Raw genomic sequence first — 15,807 nt, forward strand, 5'->3', positions numbered from 1 at the left:
GCCAGCGGGACGGAGTCCTTTCGCGCCAGCGGGACGGAGTCCTTGGACCCTCGAAGATCCCATTCTTCGGAACTGTCTTTTCAGGTCATCGAAATTGAGCTGACCCGACCGGATCGCCTGGTTTTTCCAGAGGATTTGGCTCAGCTTCAGCTGCCTGCCGGGATCAATGCCCGGCTGGGTGTGGTTCTGACGGGGCGGGCCCCCATTTGGCTGTATGGCTGGCTGGTGCACGAGTGCCACTTCACCCGCTGGGTGGCCTGCTATGACCCACGCTTGGGCGCGGTGGTGGTCTCCAGCCATACCCCCGAAGTGCGGGTGGGCCAGGTCATCCCCTGGGTGCAGGGAAGGCCGGGCAAGGCCTACGGCCCGCTGACGCGAACAGAATTGGCAGCGGCGGTGATGGTGGTGGGCCCCCCCGACAGTGGCAAAAGCCGTCTTGCCCGCGCCCTCTTCGAAGCTCTGCTGCCGGAGCATCCCGATATTTATCTGCAACGGGCCCATTGGGATGGGGAAGGCAATTGGACTCTGGACTTACCCCTAGAACAGGCCGAAGCCCTCAAGCAGCGGTACCGGGGCCGTTCAACCCCTGAGTTTTTTGGCTTCCATGCCCAGGCCATTCTGGCTTTGCGTCGGCAAAAGAGCTTGGTGATTGTGGATGTGGGCGGCAAGGTGGATCCGCAAAAGCAGCCGATCCTGGAAGCCTGCTCCCACTACCTGGTGGTCAGCCGGGATCCCGAGGCTATCCCTCTCTGGCACGAGTTTTGTCGAGACCGGGGCAATTTGCGCTGTGTGGCCATCCTGCACACCTCGTCCGGCCCTCCTCAAGTGCTCAAAGACTCACCTGAGTTGGAAATTCGCTGGGATCCCAACTCTCCTCCCCCCGCGGAGCTGCTTCGGGCGGTGCGCCGCTTGATTGCCTAGGGGTGCGGATTCAGAATTGGAGGGGCGGGTCAGCATATATCGCATCCCGGACGCTGGCCGTTTTGGACGAGCGGTTGCGCAATGTTGTGGGCGAGTTCCAAGAGAGGTTTGCGGATCGCCTGACCAGGGGCTGCACCTGATGGCCAAGGTGTGTGGTTTTTGGGTTTTGGGTTGCCTTGTCGCCCTCTCGCTCCGTCAACTGCTCCAGGTTGGATTTACCGGTAAGCCGCCTCTGGGTTGGCTTCATGGCCGTAGAGATAGCTGAGAACCGAGTTGCGCAGGCGGTAGTACTGCGGATCTTCAAGAATCCGCTCGCGATCCCGAGGGCGCGGGAAGGGAATGGTCACGATCTGCCCGATGGTGGCTGCAGGGCCATTGGTCATCAGCACCAGGCGGTCGGCCAAAAACAGCGCCTCATCAATGTCGTGGGTAATCATCAAAACCGTGCAGCGATGTTCATCCCAAATGCGCAACAGCTCCTCTTGAAGCTCCTCTTTGGTAATGGCATCCAAGGCCCCGAAGGGTTCATCCAAAATCAGCACTTCTGGACGGATGGCCAACGCACGAGCAATGGCTACCCGCTGTTTCATCCCTCCCGAAATTTGCGAGGGATATTTCTGAGCGGCTTCCCCCAGCCCCACCAAATCCAAATGTTCTTCCACAATTCGATGCTTTTCCGACTGGCTCTTTTGGGGAAATACCGACCGAACGGCCAAATAAACATTTTCATAAACCGTGAGCCAAGGCAACAGGGCATACCCTTGAAACACTACCATGCGCTCCGGGCCAGGAGCTGTAATCGGCTGCCCTTTCAGCTTCACCGAGCCACTGGTGGGCTGGGCAAATCCGGAAACCATATTCAGCAGGGTGGTTTTGCCACAGCCGGAATGCCCAACCAAGCAGACAAACTCTCCCTCGTTCACACTGAGGTTGATATCTCGCAAGACGGGATAATCCCCCTTGGGAGTTGAGTAGGTCTTGCTGACATTCTCAAGGCTTAGGTAGGGTTCTGCGGCTACGTTCGCTGGGGTAGAGGTTGTCAAGAGGGCAGTCATCGTAGGGTGCTCCAACTCATGATTTTCTCACAACGGGGAATGTGCTTTTGCAAGGGCGCCCAAGTGGGTATCTAGAGCAACACAGGACGACGATCTAAGGCAACCTCGGCTACATAAATATCGTGCTTAATCGCCAAACTGTTGAGGTAGGCCAGGGGATCCTCACCATTAAAGGGGATCCCATCGAACAACTGAATGGGCTGCCGCTGGTAAGACACATCCAGCCCCAGCTCGCGGGCTGCCGTACTGAATACCCCCACCTGACACACCCGCTCCACAATCTCCACCCAGTTGCGGGGGAAGGGCAGATCCCCCCAGCGGGCCATTTGGGTCATCATCCACAGATGCTCGGTGCGGCTGGGACGGTTGCCGGCTCCCAGAAAGAAGCGGTGGTGGGCATATTCCCGCATCGGCCTGTCCAAGTCACAGATTAGGCGCTGGGGATCCCCCAGATGAATGTAGGATGGGTCGGTGCTCAGGTAGGCGCGGCGGCTGAGCAGCTCGCGAATCTCGTCGTGATGGGCCGGGTCTTCACAGTAGCGGCAGGCTTCCAACAGCGCTTTGACCAAGGCAATGTGGGTGTTGGGGTAGGCTCTGGCCCAATCTTCTCGCACCCCCAACACTTTGCCGGGATGGCCCAGCCAAATCTCCAGATCTGTAGCCACCGTAAAGCCACTGCCCTCTAAGGCTGCCCGCAAATTCCAGGGCTCTCCCACACAGTACCCATCGATGTTGCCGGCTGTCAGGTTGGCCACCATCTGGGCCGGAGGCAGCGTTTTCAGCACCACGTCATGATCCGGGTGGATCCCGCCGGCTGCCAGCCAGTAGCGCAACAGCAAATTGTGCATAGAGCTGGGATGCACCACTCCAAAGGTGAGCCGACGGCTGGGACTATCCAGGATGTAAGCCTTCAACTGGCTGAGGGTGTGGATCCCTTGCTCGTAGAACCGCTTATGCAAGGTGATGGCATTGCCGTTGCGGGTCAAGGTGAGGGCAGTAACCACCGGCTGAGGCGGGTTATCCCCTCCGCCCAAAGACATCCACACCGGCATACCGGCGGGCATTTGGGCCGCATCCAGATAACCTCCCTGAATGCCGTCTTGGATCCCTCGCCAACTGGTTTCCCGCACCAAATTCACTTCTTCCAAGCCGTGTTTGGCAAAGAACCCTTTTTCTTTGGCCACAGCCAACGGAGCGCAGGCAGTGAGGGGCACAAAGCCGATCTCCAAGTTGATCTTTTCCAAGCCATGCCTGGCCACCACAGTGCTGCGGCGAGCACGCCATTGCTTGATGCGTTTTTGTTGGTTCAAAAAGTAGATGATCTCGCTGCGGTAGCTGTAGTAGCTGGGATGGTTGACCACCTCCAGCCGACGGCGGGGCCGAGGAATGTCAATGGTTAAAATGTTCCCAATTCGGGATCCCGGCCCATTGGTGAGCATGACCACACGATCTGACAGAAGAACCGCTTCGTCCACATCGTGGGTGACCATGAGAGTGGTCATCTGATGTTCTTCACAGATGCGCATCAACTGCTCTTGTAAGTTCCCCCGCGTGAGCGCGTCCAAAGCGCCAAACGGCTCATCCAGCAGCAACACTTTGGGCCGCAAAGCCAGGGCACGGGCAATGGCCACCCGCTGCTTCATCCCCCCGGACAATTGGGCTGGGGGCTTATCTGCTGCATGGCGCAAACCCACCAGATCGATGTGCTCTTCCACAATCTGCTGACGCTCTGCTGGAGAGTGGTTTTTAAGAACGGCATTCACCGCCAGCGCGATGTTTTGCCGAACCGTTAGCCAAGGCAAAAGCGAGTAATGCTGAAACACCACCATGCGATCGGGGCCCGGCGCCGTGATGGTATGCCCATCCAAAGCCACGATCCCCCCTGTGGGCAAAGACAGCCCCGCCACCATGTTCAATAGGGTGGATTTACCACAGCCGGAGTGGCCGATTAAGGAGACAAACTCCCCTCGATGGATTTGCAGATCGATCCCTTTCAGAGCAAGGTATTCCTGCCCTCCGGGCAGAGCAAAAGATTTTTCCACCTGCTCCACACTGACCAATACAGACACAGAAAACCTCCCAACCTATCACCCGTCTAGCCTCAAACCAACCACATACTGACAACACATCCAACACATCATTGGTTGGCTATCTTGTTTTGCAAAACAGACATCAGGCGATCCAAAAGCAATCCCACCGCTCCGATGTAGATGACGGCAACGATGATCTCCGTAACGTAGTTCTGCTGGTAAGCATCCCAGATGAAAAAGCCGATCCCCGGCACACCTGACATCACAATTTCTGCGGCAATAATCGCCAGCCAAGATAGGCCAATACCAATGCGCAGACCTGTGAACATGTAGGGCAGAACCGAAGGCAGCAACACCTTAAAAAAGAAGTCTACTTTGGAGAGCTTGAGCACTTTGGAGACGTTGATGTAGTCTTCCGGGATCTGTCTCACCCCCACAGCCGTGTTGATGAGAATGGGCCAAATTGAGGTAATAAAAATAACGAACAGGGCAGCCGGCTCATTGCGTTGCAAAGCAGCCAAAGATATGGGCACCCAAGCCAAGGGAGCTACCATGCGCAAAAATTGGAAAATGGGATCCAAAGCTCGGTTGATCCACACACTGCTTCCCACCAAAATGCCCAACGTGATGCCCACCAAAGCGGCACTGCAATAGCCGATGGCCACCCTTTGTAGGCTGGCCAAGGTTTGGCGCAGCAGCCCTTGGTCGAGGTCGCTGTTGCGATACAAAGGATGCAGGATCAGATATCGGCTGCGCTCATCCATCCACACATCCCAGGGCCCCGGCAGCCGAATAAGGTTGGCACTGGCCAAGAGCTGCCAGATGAGCAGGAATCCAACAATACCCACCACAGGGGGGAGAATCTGATCTCGGTACTTCGCCAAATCGAACTTCGCCGTTGCAGATTTTGCCGGAGAAGAAAGTGTTGTCGTCATAGCTCCTAGAGGAGGATAGGGTTTTACAAGGTTCTCTGTTGTCGCGCTCTCAGAACATTCCAGCCGCAGGGTTCTACAACGTGTTGGAAACAGAGCATGAACTGGGATTGGCCTTGCCTTTTCTTTGGATGGGCAAACACAGGGATTGCAAACTCAACAAAACTCTCACGACAATCAGAAAACTCAGGATTCCTACGGCTATTGAAAGGATGAGCTTGTCCCAGCGAGGCCGGGCCGGCTTCTTAAAAAGAGGCTTCCCGAAGGGTTCGCGCGGAACGTGGAGGAGAGCCAACATAGCCGATCCCCAACATGGCATTTAAAGATATTCAAAAAGTAAAGATTTTCAAAAAGTGCAAAGTTTACAGTATCCATCAACTCTCCATCATTTGGGCAGAAAGCTCGGCACAGCTTTTTTCGACCTCGTGGGATCCCACAGGTAGGCAGGATCCCTGTTGTGCAAGAGATGCGTCTGTGTTGGCCGGGGTTGATATTAGACCCTTTTGATTTTCAGGCTGTTCAGGTAAGCCTGCGGATCCTGTGGGTCAAACACCACACCGTCAAAGAAACGCTCTGTTCCCCGCGAGGTGTTGTTGGGGATGTTCTTCACCCCCAGTGCCTGGGCGGCCTCACGCCAGAGATCTTCACGGTTCACTTCATCCACCAGACGACGGGCAGTATCCAGATCGGGAAGGAAGCGAGCGTGAAAGCCCCAACGCAGGGATTCCGTCAGGAACCAAAGGTCATGGCTCTTGTAGGGGTAAGAGACGCTGCCCCGGCCATCTTCCCAGTACAAGGGCCCGGCATTGAAATCTTGAACAGCTGGCTTGCCGTCTCCCAATTCGTAGTTGCCTTGAAAGGGAGGGGTGAGAACTTTAACCGGCACATTCAGGTAGGCACGCCCTGAGAGAATGCGTGTCAGTTCTTCTCGGTTGGCCGGATCGTCGCACCATTGCTGCGCTTCCATCACCGCCATCAAAGTGGCTTGTGTGGCCCTGGGGTTTTGCTCTACCCAATCGGCGCGAATGGCCAAGTATTCTTCGGGGTGAAAGGGCCAAATCTGTTGGGTAAGGGCCGCCATAAACCCGATCCCATCGGCCACAATCCGGTAGGGCCAGGGATCCCCGGTGCTAAAAGCATCCATGGTGCCATTGCGCATTCCCTGCACCGTTTCGGCAGAGGGAACCGCCAACAGGTCGATGTCTTGATCCGGATCTACCCCCCCAGCAGCAAACCAGTAACGGATCCAAAAATCTTGATTGACGTTGGGGAAGGTATGAGCGGCCTTGAATTTGCGTCGGTTGCTGGCGCTGAAATTTTTGATGTAATCCGCGGCTCCCGAGATATCCAGCCCCAAACCCTTGCCAACATGCATTCCAGCAATGGCAATTCCGTTGCCTTGGGTGATCAACTGACACAGAACTGCCATGCGCACCGGCTGATTGTTGGTGATGGCGCCAATGTGGATCATGTGAGGCATCGGCATCTGCCACTGGCCGCCGTCAATGCCCCCACCTGCTGAGCCGATGACCACGTTGTCACGGGCTGCCGGCCAACTGGCCTGCTTTAACACCTCTACACCGGTCATGCCGTGCTTGTCGAAAAAGCCCTTCTCCTTGGCGATGATCAGGGGGGCAGACTCCACAATCGGTATAAAGCCTAACCTGAGATTGGGGGTTTCTGGGCCGCTGGCCTGGGCAACCCAGTAGCCTGTGCTGGCCCGTGCTAAGCTGCCACTCACGAGTCCACCCACGGTGGCCGCACCCGCAGACAGCAAAAAGTTACGACGTGACGTCATGCTCACCTCATCGAAAGGATATGTGAAGGCAAGATGGAAGCTTTCCAGTTCAAGTCGCCTGACCCATGGATTTCCTTCGTGAAATCTCAAGAAATCCTTAAATCTCAGCTTGGTTGATATCCTAAGGGCAAATTAAATATAGAAACAATACAATTATTATTTTGGTAAGCATAGACTTCCGTTTATCATTTTTGCGATGGCTTAGGTCTCAATGGCGTTTCCTCCAACGGCGGCTTGCTCTGGGCAAAACAACTCAACAGATTGGGGATCCCTGCCCCATGCCGGCTATCACTGGGATGGCTGCACAGAGCGGTTTTTTGAGGGCTGGTACAGCCGCGTCACCTTGCCCGGGGATCCGCCCATTAGCTTTGCCTTCATGTACGCCATCGATCCCAAGCGCGGGGGCATGGCTCAGGTGTTGGGGCCAGAGGAGGAGCTGCATTGGCGCACCTTCCCCAATCCCCGCCGCTTTTGGGCCAGCTCAACCCATCTGGCCTTGGGGCACTCAGGGATCCCAGGCCCCGGCTGTCGCGGCCTTCAGGATCCCTTCACCTTCTTCCAGCGCACCGCCAGCGGCTACCAATACACCGCCCACCTCAACCAGGGGATTTTGCCGGATCCCTTGGGCTCTGAGCCCATTCGCTGGCTTTACCGCATTCAGCCTCGTTTTGCCTATGGGATCCCACCCCGAGCCACCATGGGAGCCTGGTCTTATCTGCCCATCTTTGAGCCGGGCTGGCAGATCCTCATGAGCCATGGCTTGGCCACCGGCTGGGTGGAGTGGAGAGGCAGGCGCTATGCATTTCAGCAGGCTCCCGCCTACGCCGAAAAAAATTGGGGCCAAAGCTTTCCTCGCCGCTGGTTTTGGATCCAGTGCAACGCCTTTCCCCAACATCCCGGCCTTAGCCTCACCTGTGCCGGAGCTGAGCGGCAGGTGCTCACCCGCCCCGAAGAAGTGGCCCTGATCAGCCTGCATGGATGGGGATCCCAGCCCTTTTTGGAATGGCGGCCTGGGCAAGCTCATCTGACTTGGCAAGTGGATCCCTGGGGATCCTGGCGAATCTGGGGAGAAAGTGCCCTCTGGTGTATTCAGCTAGAAGGGCACACGCGGCGGCCTGGCCAAACTGTATTCGCCCCTGGCCCAGAAGGGATGCAGCGCAACTGTCGGGATACCCTGGCAGGACATCTGCACCTGCAGCTTTGGCAGCGCAACGGCCAAGTCTGGACGCCGGTGCTCACGGCCACCAGCTCCCAAGCCGGCCTGGAAGTGGGGGGAGAAGTTCCGCGACCTTGGCAAGGGCAATGTTAACGCTGGCGGATATCTACACCCCCGCTGGACTTTCCAAAGAACGCTCTTGTGCTAGAATGCCTAAGCCACATTGATAGATGTCCATCTCTGTCTCTGGATAGTACTGGATAGTATCTGAGTAACTATGGACAGGTAGTATGGACAGACAGTCAACCGTGGTTGGCCCGCCCCTTTTGCGCCTGTAGCTCAGTGGACTAGAGCACGTGGCTACGGACCACGGTGTCGGGAGTTCAAATCTCTCCAGGCGCGTTTTGGCCCCAGACAGCTTCCGTCTGGGGTATTTACCGTCCCTTGGTTTCGCCAGAACTTGTGCTAGGATTACCCCTATCAAGTCCGCCTTGATGCAGGCGTAGGGAGCCCGAGGATCATGTTTGAACGCTTTACAGAAAAAGCCATCAAGGTGATCATGCTGGCCCAAGAAGAAGCCAGACGGTTAGGTCACAATTTCGTTGGCACCGAGCAAATTTTGTTGGGGTTAATCGGCGAGGGCACTGGGGTCGCCGCCAAAGTTCTCAAGTCCATGGGAGTGAACTTGAAGGACGCCCGCATTGAAGTCGAGAAAATTATCGGTCGGGGATCCGGTTTTGTGGCCGTCGAGATCCCTTTCACTCCCCGCGCCAAGCGAGTGCTGGAACTCTCCCTAGAAGAGGCCCGCCAGCTCGGCCACAACTACATTGGCACTGAGCACCTGCTCCTGGGCCTGATCCGAGAAGGGGAGGGAGTAGCGGCCCGCGTCTTGGAAAACCTGGGGGTGGATCTGTCCAAGGTGCGCACCCAGGTGATCCGCATGTTGGGCGAGACTGCCGAAGTGACGGCAGGGGGGGGATCCTCCAGTCGCACCAAAACGCCCACCCTGGACGAATTCGGCTCCAACCTAACTCAACTGGCCCAGGAGGGCAAGCTGGATCCGGTGGTCGGTCGGACGCGGGAGATCGAGCGGGTGATCCAGATCTTGGGCCGCCGCACCAAGAACAACCCCGTCCTCATTGGCGAGCCGGGGGTGGGCAAAACTGCCATTGCCGAAGGCTTGGCCCAGCGCATTGTGCAGGGGGATGTGCCGGATATTTTGGCCGACAAGCGGGTGATCAGCCTGGATATTGGCTTGCTGGTGGCCGGCACCAAGTACCGCGGCGAGTTTGAAGAGCGCCTCAAGAAAATCATGGATGAGATCCGCAATGCCGGCAACATCATCCTGGTCATCGACGAGGTGCATACCCTGATCGGGGCCGGGGCTGCGGAAGGGGCGATTGATGCCGCCAACATCCTCAAGCCTGCCTTGGCCCGTGGCGAGTTGCAGTGCATCGGCGCCACCACCCTGGATGAGTACCGCAAGCACATCGAACGGGATGCCGCCCTGGAGCGTCGCTTCCAGCCCATCATGGTGGGCGAGCCGACAGTCTCCGAGACCATCGAGATCCTGTTTGGCCTGCGGGAGCGCTACGAGCAGCACCACAAGCTGAAGATCTCCGATGCCGCCTTGGATGCGGCAGCCAAGCTGGCCGACCAGTACATCTCCGACCGCTTCTTGCCAGATAAGGCCATCGATTTGATCGACGAGGCTGCTTCGCGGGTGCGCCTGATCAACTCTCAACTGCCCCCGGCGGCGCGGGAGCTGGATCAAGAGCTGCGGCGAGTGCTCAAGGAGAAAGACGCTGCGGTGCGGGCCCAGAACTTCGACAAAGCCGGTGAGCTGCGGGATCGGGAGATGGAGATCAAGCAGCAGATCCGCGCCATTGCCGCTGCCAAAAAAGCCGAGGAGAGCAGCCGCAGCGAAATGCCTGAGGTAACCGAAGAGGACGTGGCCCAGGTGGTCAGCGCCTGGACGGGGGTGCCGGTGGCCAAGCTGACCGAGAGCGAGTCAGTGAAGCTGCTGAACATGGAAGAAACCCTGCACCAGCGCATCATCGGCCAAGACGAAGCGGTGCGGGCCATCTCCCGTGCCATCCGCCGCGCTCGGGTGGGGCTGAAAAATCCCAACCGTCCCATCGCCAGCTTCATCTTCTCCGGCCCAACAGGGGTGGGCAAAACCGAGCTGACCAAGGCTTTGGCAGCCTACTTCTTCGGCTCCGAGTCAGCCATGATCCGCCTCGACATGTCGGAATACATGGAGCGGCACACGGTCAGCAAGCTGATCGGATCCCCGCCGGGCTATGTGGGCTACAACGAGGGGGGGCAGCTCACAGAAGCGGTGCGGCGCCGCCCCTACACGGTGGTGCTTTTCGATGAGATCGAGAAGGCGCACCCGGATGTGTTTAACCTATTGCTGCAAATCCTGGAGGATGGCCGCCTGACCGATGCCAAAGGCCGCACGGTGGACTTCAAGAACACCCTGATCGTGATGACCTCTAACATCGGCTCGAAGGTGATCGAGAAGGGCGGCGGCAGCCTCGGCTTCGAGTTCAACACCAACGACGAGGATGCCAACTACAACCGCATCCGCAACCTGGTGAATGAGGAGCTGAAGCAGTACTTCCGTCCGGAGTTCCTCAACCGCGTGGACGAGATCATCGTCTTCCGGCAACTGACCAAGGATGAGGTGAAGCAGATTGCCGACATCCTGCTCAAGGAAGTGTTTGACCGCATGACGGAGAAGAAAATCCGCCTCTCGGTTAGCGATCGCTTCAAAGACTTGGTGGTGGAGGAGGGGTATAACCCCAGCTATGGGGCACGCCCGCTGCGCCGCGCCATCCAACGCTTGCTGGAAGACATCCTGGCGGAAGAAATCCTGACCGGGCACGTCCGAGAAGGATCGGAGGTGCTCATCGATGTGGATGAGGAGCGCAAGCCCAAGGTGTTGGTCACGGAGCCGGAGCGGGTTCTCTTGCCTCAAGGGGCGGAGTAAAGCTGGCTTTGAGAGGTCCTCAGACTGCAAGGGATCCGTTGGGATGCTGCGGATCCCTTGTGGTCCTCAAGTGTTGTTTTTCTGGTGTTTTTCAGTTGAACAGACCCAGGCGTAGGAGATCTCTGGCATGGTGCAATCGACCTACTACTACTATGGCGGCGCTCCGGTTCGTACCCCACCCCCAGATTTGGCTTCGCTGCTGCTGCAGGAGCGCATTGTCTACCTGGGCTTGCCCCTTGCAGAGGAGTCGAATGCCAACGTCACCAAGCTGATCATCGAGCAACTGCTGTATCTGCAGTACGAGGATCGGGAAAAGCCGATCAAGATGTACATCAACTCGACGGGCACCTATAACTACGACACAGCGGCCTTTGCCATTCTGGACACCATGAACTACATCAAGCCGCCTGTGCATACTATCTGCATCGGCAATGCCATTGGGATGGCGGCCATGTTATTGGCAGCAGGAGCCAAAGGATTTCGGGCCAGTCTGCCCAATGCCACGATCGTGCTCCACCAGCCCTATGGGGGCACCCGTGGACAGGCCAGCGACATCGAAATTCGCACCCGCGAGATTCTGACTTTGCGCAACATGATGCTGGAGCAACTGTCCCGCAGCACGGGCCAGCCTATGGAGCGCATCAAGAAGGACACGGAGCGGCTATTTTTCATGACACCAGAGGAAGCCAAAGCCTACGGCCTCATCGATCAGGTGCTGACCAGTTCCAAAGGCGTGCCGAAGTTGGCAACAGCCAAAAACTGAAGCAGAGGGATCCGTCGATGGTTCAAGTTCCCGTACAGCCTTTGACGGTGGGGGAGTACCTACGCCTCACGGACGGGCTTTATGAAGGACGGGTTGAACCTGAAGACGGGTCCATTCGGGAAGCCGAGGAGCGTATGAACACCCTCATTGAGCTGTTTCTGGTTGCGGAATTGCCCAAGTTTTTGCCCATCCAACGCCTGAGCTTGGGCCAAGTTGAGGTCGAAGTGCCCGCAGCCAAGGCTCGGTTGCGCAATCCAGAGGTGATGGCTTTGCATCCCGCTATGTGAGCTTGCTGGGAAACGGTTGCGGAACCATTCGGCTGCCCATGCCCCTGCCGCTGTTGGTGGTGGAAGTCGTTTCCCCCGGAGTGGACCATGAAAAACACGATTATCAAGACAAGCGCAAAGATTACGCTGCCCGTGGGATCCCAGTGGATCCAGCCAAGCAGTCCGTTTCCGCGGTGCGCTGGGTTGGCGGAGAATACGAAGGCGAGGTCAAAACTGGATCTGGACGCATTGTTTCCTCGGTTTTGCCCCAGCTGGATTTGAGCGCGGAAGATATCTTACAAGCGCGTCGTTCTGTGTTTCATACTTTGCCAGGAGAAACTTATGCCGATTGGAGTGCCTCGGGTTCCCTACCGTTTGCCCGGCGAGCCCTATAGCCAGTGGATTAGCCTTGACGATCGCCTGTACCAAGAGCGGATTTTGTTTATCGGCGAGCCCATTGACGATAGCTTGGCCAATACCATCGTGGGGGTGATGCTCTACCTCAACTCGCAGGATCCGCAAAAGGACATTGTGATGTACATCAATTCTCCCGGTGGCTCTGTGACGGCGGGCATGGCCATCTACGACACCATGAACCACATCAAGCCAGATATCGTTACGGTTTGCGTGGGCCAAGCGGCTTCGATGGGAGCCTTTTTGCTGGCTGCCGGCACTAAGGGAAAACGGTTTGCCCTGCCCCACTCCCGTATCATGCTTCACCAACCTTCCCTGGGCACAATCCAAGGCCAAGCCAGCGACATTGAAATTCGCGCCCGCGAAACTCTGCGAGTCAAACGACGCATGAACGAGATCTTGGCGCAAACCACCGGCCAACCGCTGGAGAAAATCGAGCGGGATGTGGAGCGAGACTTTTACCTCTCGGCCACGGAAGCTCAGGCTTACGGCATCGTGGATCGGGTGATCCAAGAGCGCTCGGAAGCCATGGCCAGCTAAAGGGATCCCCCCCTTTCCCCCAGCAACAGGTCGAGGGGTTGGGAAAGGTTGGGAGGGATCCCTTCAAGGGGTGGAGTTCAGTGGACAACGCTAGGAGAACCGGTCGGATGGGCCAACGGCTCTGGAGTGCAGGACTGGGCTGCTGCGCGGGTCTGCTGCTGCTTTGGCCGGAAGCTTGGGCACTGCCCCCTGCCGATGAGATCCCGGAAGAGGTGTTGCGGGCCCAGCCCGACTTGCGGGCTCGCTCTCCGGTCGATAATCAGCCCCTCGCCGCCGCCGAGGCTCTGGAACTCCAGGAAGCCTTGGCAGCTCGGCCCGAAACCGGATCCGTCTCCCCCGAGGTGGAACGGCTGATCTTTTTGCTCAGGCTGCGCAAAGGATTTCGAGATCTGTTGCCTTTTTTGTTCCCCTGACTGTTTTCTGGCCCTCACCCCCTGTCCCTCTCTCCCCAAGGGCGAGGGGAAGAGGCCGGTGGGATCCCTTTTTGGTAGCGGTAGGGTCCGGCGCGGGATCCCCAGGTTTGTTGGCCAGTGGCGGCGTCAAAGCCCCGATCCCAGGTGATGAATTCGCTGGGGGTGAGGTCGAACTCGATGTGGATATAGGTGCTATCCCAGGGGTTCAGACGACATTCTCCACCTGGCAGCATTTCGCCGTGGTAGCAGTCTGGGCGCTTTTCCACCAAAATGCGACAACCGGGCAAATGCTCCAGGTCGGCCAAGGAGAGCTGCGCCAAGCGCTGCGGATCCTGAGAGGCACCTGCCCAAGCTGCTTGATCCCGCAATTTGTAGTTCTCGATCCGCAAGGGATCCCCCAATACCTGGAGCACCCGGCTGCGATAAAACTGGCCCGGCGTGTGCTGGTTAAATTGCTCGGTAAAAAAGCCGATCCCTTGGGAAAACAGGTGGGGCAGACGCACGTACCAAAGGCTGACCGGCACAAACCACACCGGCTCTGCCATCGCCTGGGCGCGGTTGCTGTAGTAGCCCTCCAGCCAATCGGCCAAGGTGTGCAGGTCGGAAGCGGATTTTTCGTCTACCATAAGGGACTATGACAAAACTCACCCCCAGCTCCAGCTATAGCATTGCCCTGCGCATTCGCCTGCTCAACCAGCCGGGAGCCCTAGCCCGCGTCACCCAGGCCATTGCGGAAGTGGGAGGCAGCCTCAGCCAGATCGATCTCATCCACCAATCGGCAGCAGAAACGGTGCGAGAAATCTGTGTAGATGCCGTCAGCAGCGAGCATGCTCAGCAAATTTACGCCGCCGTTGCCTCCTTGGCCAATGTGAAGGTGGAGCGGGCGGTGGACCGCACCTTTGAGCTGCACCGCGGGGGAAAGCTGCAGGTGGTGGCCAAAAGCCCCCTGGAGAGCGCCGCCGATCTGGCCATGGCCTACACGCCGGGGGTGGGGCGGGTTTCCCTAGAAATTGCTGCCAACCCCGCCGCGGTCTATGAGTACACCATCAAGGGCAACAGTGTAGGCATTGTAACCGATGGCAGTGCGGTGCTGGGCTTGGGGAATGTCGGCCCGGAGGCAGCTTTGCCGGTGATGGAGGGGAAGGCGGCGCTGTTCAAGCGCTTTGCCGATATCGATGCCTTTCCTCTGTGCCTGGCCACTCAGGAGGTGGGGGAAATTGTAGAGACGGTGGTGCGCCTGGCGCCGGGATTTGGCGGCTTTAACCTGGAAGACATCAGCGCCCCTCGCTGCTTTGCCATTGAGTCTCAGCTCAAGGCCCGCCTCAACCTGCCGGTGTTTCACGACGATCAGCACGGCACCGCCATTGTGGTGCTGGCGGCGCTGCTGAATGCCCTGAAAGTGGTGAAAAAGAGCCTAGACGAGGTGCGCATTGTCCTCAACGGGGCCGGGGCAGCCGGCATTGCCGTGACGCAACTGCTGCGGCGGGCCGGGGCAGCCCACATCCTGGTCTGCGACCGCCAAGGGATCCTCAGCCGCTCCCGTTCCGATCTCACCCCCGAGAAGGCGGCCATTGCCGTCGAGGAGAAGGGATCCCTGGCGGAAGCCTTGGTGGGAGCGGATGTGTTTATTGGGGTGAGCGTGGCCAATGCCCTGACAGTGGAGATGGTAGAAAAAATGGCACCGGATCCCATCGTCTTTGCCCTGGCCAACCCGGTGCCCGAGATCCAGCCGGAGCTGGTGGGCAATCGGGTGGCAGTGATGGCCACGGGCCGCAGCGACTACCCCAACCAAATCAACAACGTGCTGGCCTTTCCGGGCGTGTTTCGCGGCGCCCTCGACTGCCGCGCCAAGCAGATCAACACCGAGATGTGCCTGGCTGCCGCTCAAGCCATTGCTGCCTTGATCCCACCTGAGGATTTGGATCCCCAGTGGATCATCCCCTCGGTCTTCGACGGGCGGGTGGTTCCTCAGGTGGCCGCTGCGGTAATCCAGGCTGCCCGCCAAACCGGCGTGGCCGGGATCCCTTGAGGGCTACCTAGGGCACCAGGTGACAAGCCACAAAATGCCCCGCGCTCACCTCGCGAAAGGCCGGGGGTGGATCTTGGCCTGTTCCTTCCCTGGGGGGAACTCACACCAGACGACCCAAGCGCTCCCGCAACTCAGCGGCGGCCTGCTCCAGGTGCTCAGGGGTGTAACCGGTGGTCTCTACCCTGACAGCAAGGTGGGTGTCCTGGCTCTGGTGGAGATGGATCCACAAGATGTGGCGGCCGTCCTCTGTTTTGCGGTTTGCAGCTTTGACGCTGTTTTTGGGGGCAGAGTAAGCATGCGGGTCGTAGCGGACCAGATCCACCCAGGGAATGTCTCGCAGGAGTTTTTCCACCTTGACCCAGCTGCGAGGACGGTGGTGGCTGCTGTCGACCTGCAGCTGGATGACTTCGGAGCGAGGTCGGCCTGAAAAGGACTCCGTCCCGCTGGCGCGATCGGGAAGACCTGCCCGAGGGATCCGGGGCTGAACTTCCGGCT

At 58.2% G+C, this 15,807-nt stretch carries 14 protein-coding genes, 1 tRNA gene and 1 pseudogene; 10 read left to right on the plus strand and 6 right to left on the minus strand.

Going from position 1 to position 15,807, the window contains the following annotated elements:
* Positions 1 to 921 (plus strand): CRISPR-associated ring nuclease Crn3/Csx3 (gene crn3, locus NW843_RS06305; RefSeq protein ID WP_414522431.1); only part of this gene is annotated, 921 nt, incomplete at its 5' end.
* A 215-nt stretch (positions 922 to 1,136) separates the two neighbouring features.
* On the opposite strand, the gene NW843_RS06310 is transcribed toward crn3, so the two are convergent.
* The 4 genes from NW843_RS06310 to NW843_RS06325 all read right to left on the minus strand — a co-directional run bounded on the left by NW843_RS06310 (position 1,137) and on the right by NW843_RS06325 (position 6,742).
* Positions 1,137 to 1,976, minus strand: a complete 840-nt coding sequence (locus NW843_RS06310) for a nitrate ABC transporter ATP-binding protein (protein ID WP_414344143.1) — start codon at positions 1,974 to 1,976, stop codon at positions 1,137 to 1,139.
* A gap of 71 nt (positions 1,977 to 2,047) precedes the next feature.
* Entirely contained in the window at positions 2,048 to 4,045 is a 1,998-nt protein-coding gene (locus tag NW843_RS06315) for a nitrate ABC transporter ATP-binding protein (protein WP_414357644.1), read from the minus strand.
* Positions 4,046 to 4,113: 68 nt separating this feature from the next.
* Positions 4,114 to 4,941: a nitrate ABC transporter permease gene (gene ntrB, locus NW843_RS06320; protein ID WP_414522432.1), complete on the minus strand. Its 828-nt coding sequence runs from the start codon at positions 4,939 to 4,941 to the stop codon at positions 4,114 to 4,116.
* A 490-nt stretch (positions 4,942 to 5,431) separates the two neighbouring features.
* Positions 5,432 to 6,742, minus strand: a complete 1,311-nt coding sequence (locus tag NW843_RS06325; protein WP_414522433.1) for a CmpA/NrtA family ABC transporter substrate-binding protein — start codon at positions 6,740 to 6,742, stop codon at positions 5,432 to 5,434.
* 205 nt (positions 6,743 to 6,947) lie between these two features.
* On the opposite strand from NW843_RS06325, the gene NW843_RS06330 reads away from it, so the two are divergent.
* From NW843_RS06330 to NW843_RS06365, 8 genes are all read left to right on the plus strand, one after another.
* Entirely contained in the window at positions 6,948 to 8,045 is a 1,098-nt protein-coding gene (locus NW843_RS06330; protein WP_414522434.1) for a tocopherol cyclase family protein, read from the plus strand.
* A 175-nt stretch (positions 8,046 to 8,220) separates the two neighbouring features.
* Positions 8,221 to 8,294, plus strand: a tRNA-Arg gene (locus tag NW843_RS06335).
* 118 nt (positions 8,295 to 8,412) lie between these two features.
* A complete protein-coding gene (locus NW843_RS06340; RefSeq protein WP_414522435.1) occupies positions 8,413 to 10,887 on the plus strand; it encodes an ATP-dependent Clp protease ATP-binding subunit in 2,475 nt (824 codons plus the stop codon).
* Positions 10,888 to 11,014: 127 nt separating this feature from the next.
* Complete coding sequence (locus NW843_RS06345) at positions 11,015 to 11,650, plus strand: ATP-dependent Clp protease proteolytic subunit (protein ID WP_414349574.1); 636 nt, start codon at positions 11,015 to 11,017, stop codon at positions 11,648 to 11,650.
* A 17-nt stretch (positions 11,651 to 11,667) separates the two neighbouring features.
* Complete coding sequence (locus tag NW843_RS06350; protein WP_414349572.1) at positions 11,668 to 11,937, plus strand: hypothetical protein; 270 nt, start codon at positions 11,668 to 11,670, stop codon at positions 11,935 to 11,937.
* Positions 11,934 to 12,311, plus strand: coding sequence for a Uma2 family endonuclease (locus NW843_RS06355; RefSeq protein ID WP_414522436.1), 378 nt, complete (start codon positions 11,934 to 11,936; stop codon positions 12,309 to 12,311). Before NW843_RS06350 ends, NW843_RS06355 begins: the two co-directional genes overlap by 4 nt.
* The gene (locus NW843_RS06360) at positions 12,259 to 12,870 is read left to right on the plus strand and encodes an ATP-dependent Clp protease proteolytic subunit (RefSeq protein ID WP_011432257.1); all 612 of its coding nucleotides are present in this window, start codon (positions 12,259 to 12,261) and stop codon (positions 12,868 to 12,870) included. The genes NW843_RS06355 and NW843_RS06360 overlap by 53 nt, the downstream gene beginning before the upstream one ends.
* A 107-nt stretch (positions 12,871 to 12,977) precedes the next feature.
* The gene (locus NW843_RS06365) at positions 12,978 to 13,283 is read left to right on the plus strand and encodes a hypothetical protein (protein WP_414328714.1); all 306 of its coding nucleotides are present in this window, start codon (positions 12,978 to 12,980) and stop codon (positions 13,281 to 13,283) included.
* A gap of 14 nt (positions 13,284 to 13,297) precedes the next feature.
* On the opposite strand, the gene NW843_RS06370 is transcribed toward NW843_RS06365, so the two are convergent.
* Positions 13,298 to 13,909, minus strand: a complete 612-nt coding sequence (locus NW843_RS06370; protein ID WP_414522437.1) for a chromophore lyase CpcT/CpeT — start codon at positions 13,907 to 13,909, stop codon at positions 13,298 to 13,300.
* Positions 13,910 to 13,917: 8 nt separating this feature from the next.
* Between NW843_RS06370 and NW843_RS06375 the strand changes: the two genes are divergently transcribed.
* The gene (locus NW843_RS06375) at positions 13,918 to 15,312 is read left to right on the plus strand and encodes a malic enzyme-like NAD(P)-binding protein (protein WP_414522438.1); all 1,395 of its coding nucleotides are present in this window, start codon (positions 13,918 to 13,920) and stop codon (positions 15,310 to 15,312) included.
* A gap of 100 nt (positions 15,313 to 15,412) precedes the next feature.
* Here NW843_RS06375 and NW843_RS06380 read toward each other — a convergent pair.
* Positions 15,413 to 15,807, minus strand: a pseudogene (locus NW843_RS06380) (CRISPR-associated protein); the annotation flags it as partial.

This window comes from Synechococcus sp. R5-12, assembly GCF_047502655.1.
GTDB lineage: Bacteria > Cyanobacteriota > Cyanobacteriia > Thermostichales > Thermostichaceae > Thermostichus.

Bases quoted from the DNA above. Each gene is read 5' to 3' on its own strand.
- NW843_RS06365 (WP_414328714.1), top strand. From the start codon at position 12,978: ATGGGCCAACGGCTCTGGAGTGCAGGACTGGGCTGCTGCGCGGGTCTG.
- NW843_RS06350 (WP_414349572.1), top strand. From the start codon at position 11,668: ATGGTTCAAGTTCCCGTACAGCCTTTGACGGTGGGGGAGTACCTACGC.
- NW843_RS06345 (WP_414349574.1), top strand. From the start codon at position 11,015: ATGGTGCAATCGACCTACTACTACTATGGCGGCGCTCCGGTTCGTACC.
- NW843_RS06360 (WP_011432257.1), top strand. From the start codon at position 12,259: ATGCCGATTGGAGTGCCTCGGGTTCCCTACCGTTTGCCCGGCGAGCCC.
- NW843_RS06340 (WP_414522435.1), top strand. From the start codon at position 8,413: ATGTTTGAACGCTTTACAGAAAAAGCCATCAAGGTGATCATGCTGGCC.
- ntrB (WP_414522432.1), bottom strand. From the start codon at position 4,941: ATGACGACAACACTTTCTTCTCCGGCAAAATCTGCAACGGCGAAGTTC.
- NW843_RS06310 (WP_414344143.1), bottom strand. From the start codon at position 1,976: ATGACTGCCCTCTTGACAACCTCTACCCCAGCGAACGTAGCCGCAGAA.
- NW843_RS06370 (WP_414522437.1), bottom strand. From the start codon at position 13,909: ATGGTAGACGAAAAATCCGCTTCCGACCTGCACACCTTGGCCGATTGG.
- NW843_RS06330 (WP_414522434.1), top strand. From the start codon at position 6,948: ATGGCGTTTCCTCCAACGGCGGCTTGCTCTGGGCAAAACAACTCAACA.
- NW843_RS06375 (WP_414522438.1), top strand. From the start codon at position 13,918: ATGACAAAACTCACCCCCAGCTCCAGCTATAGCATTGCCCTGCGCATT.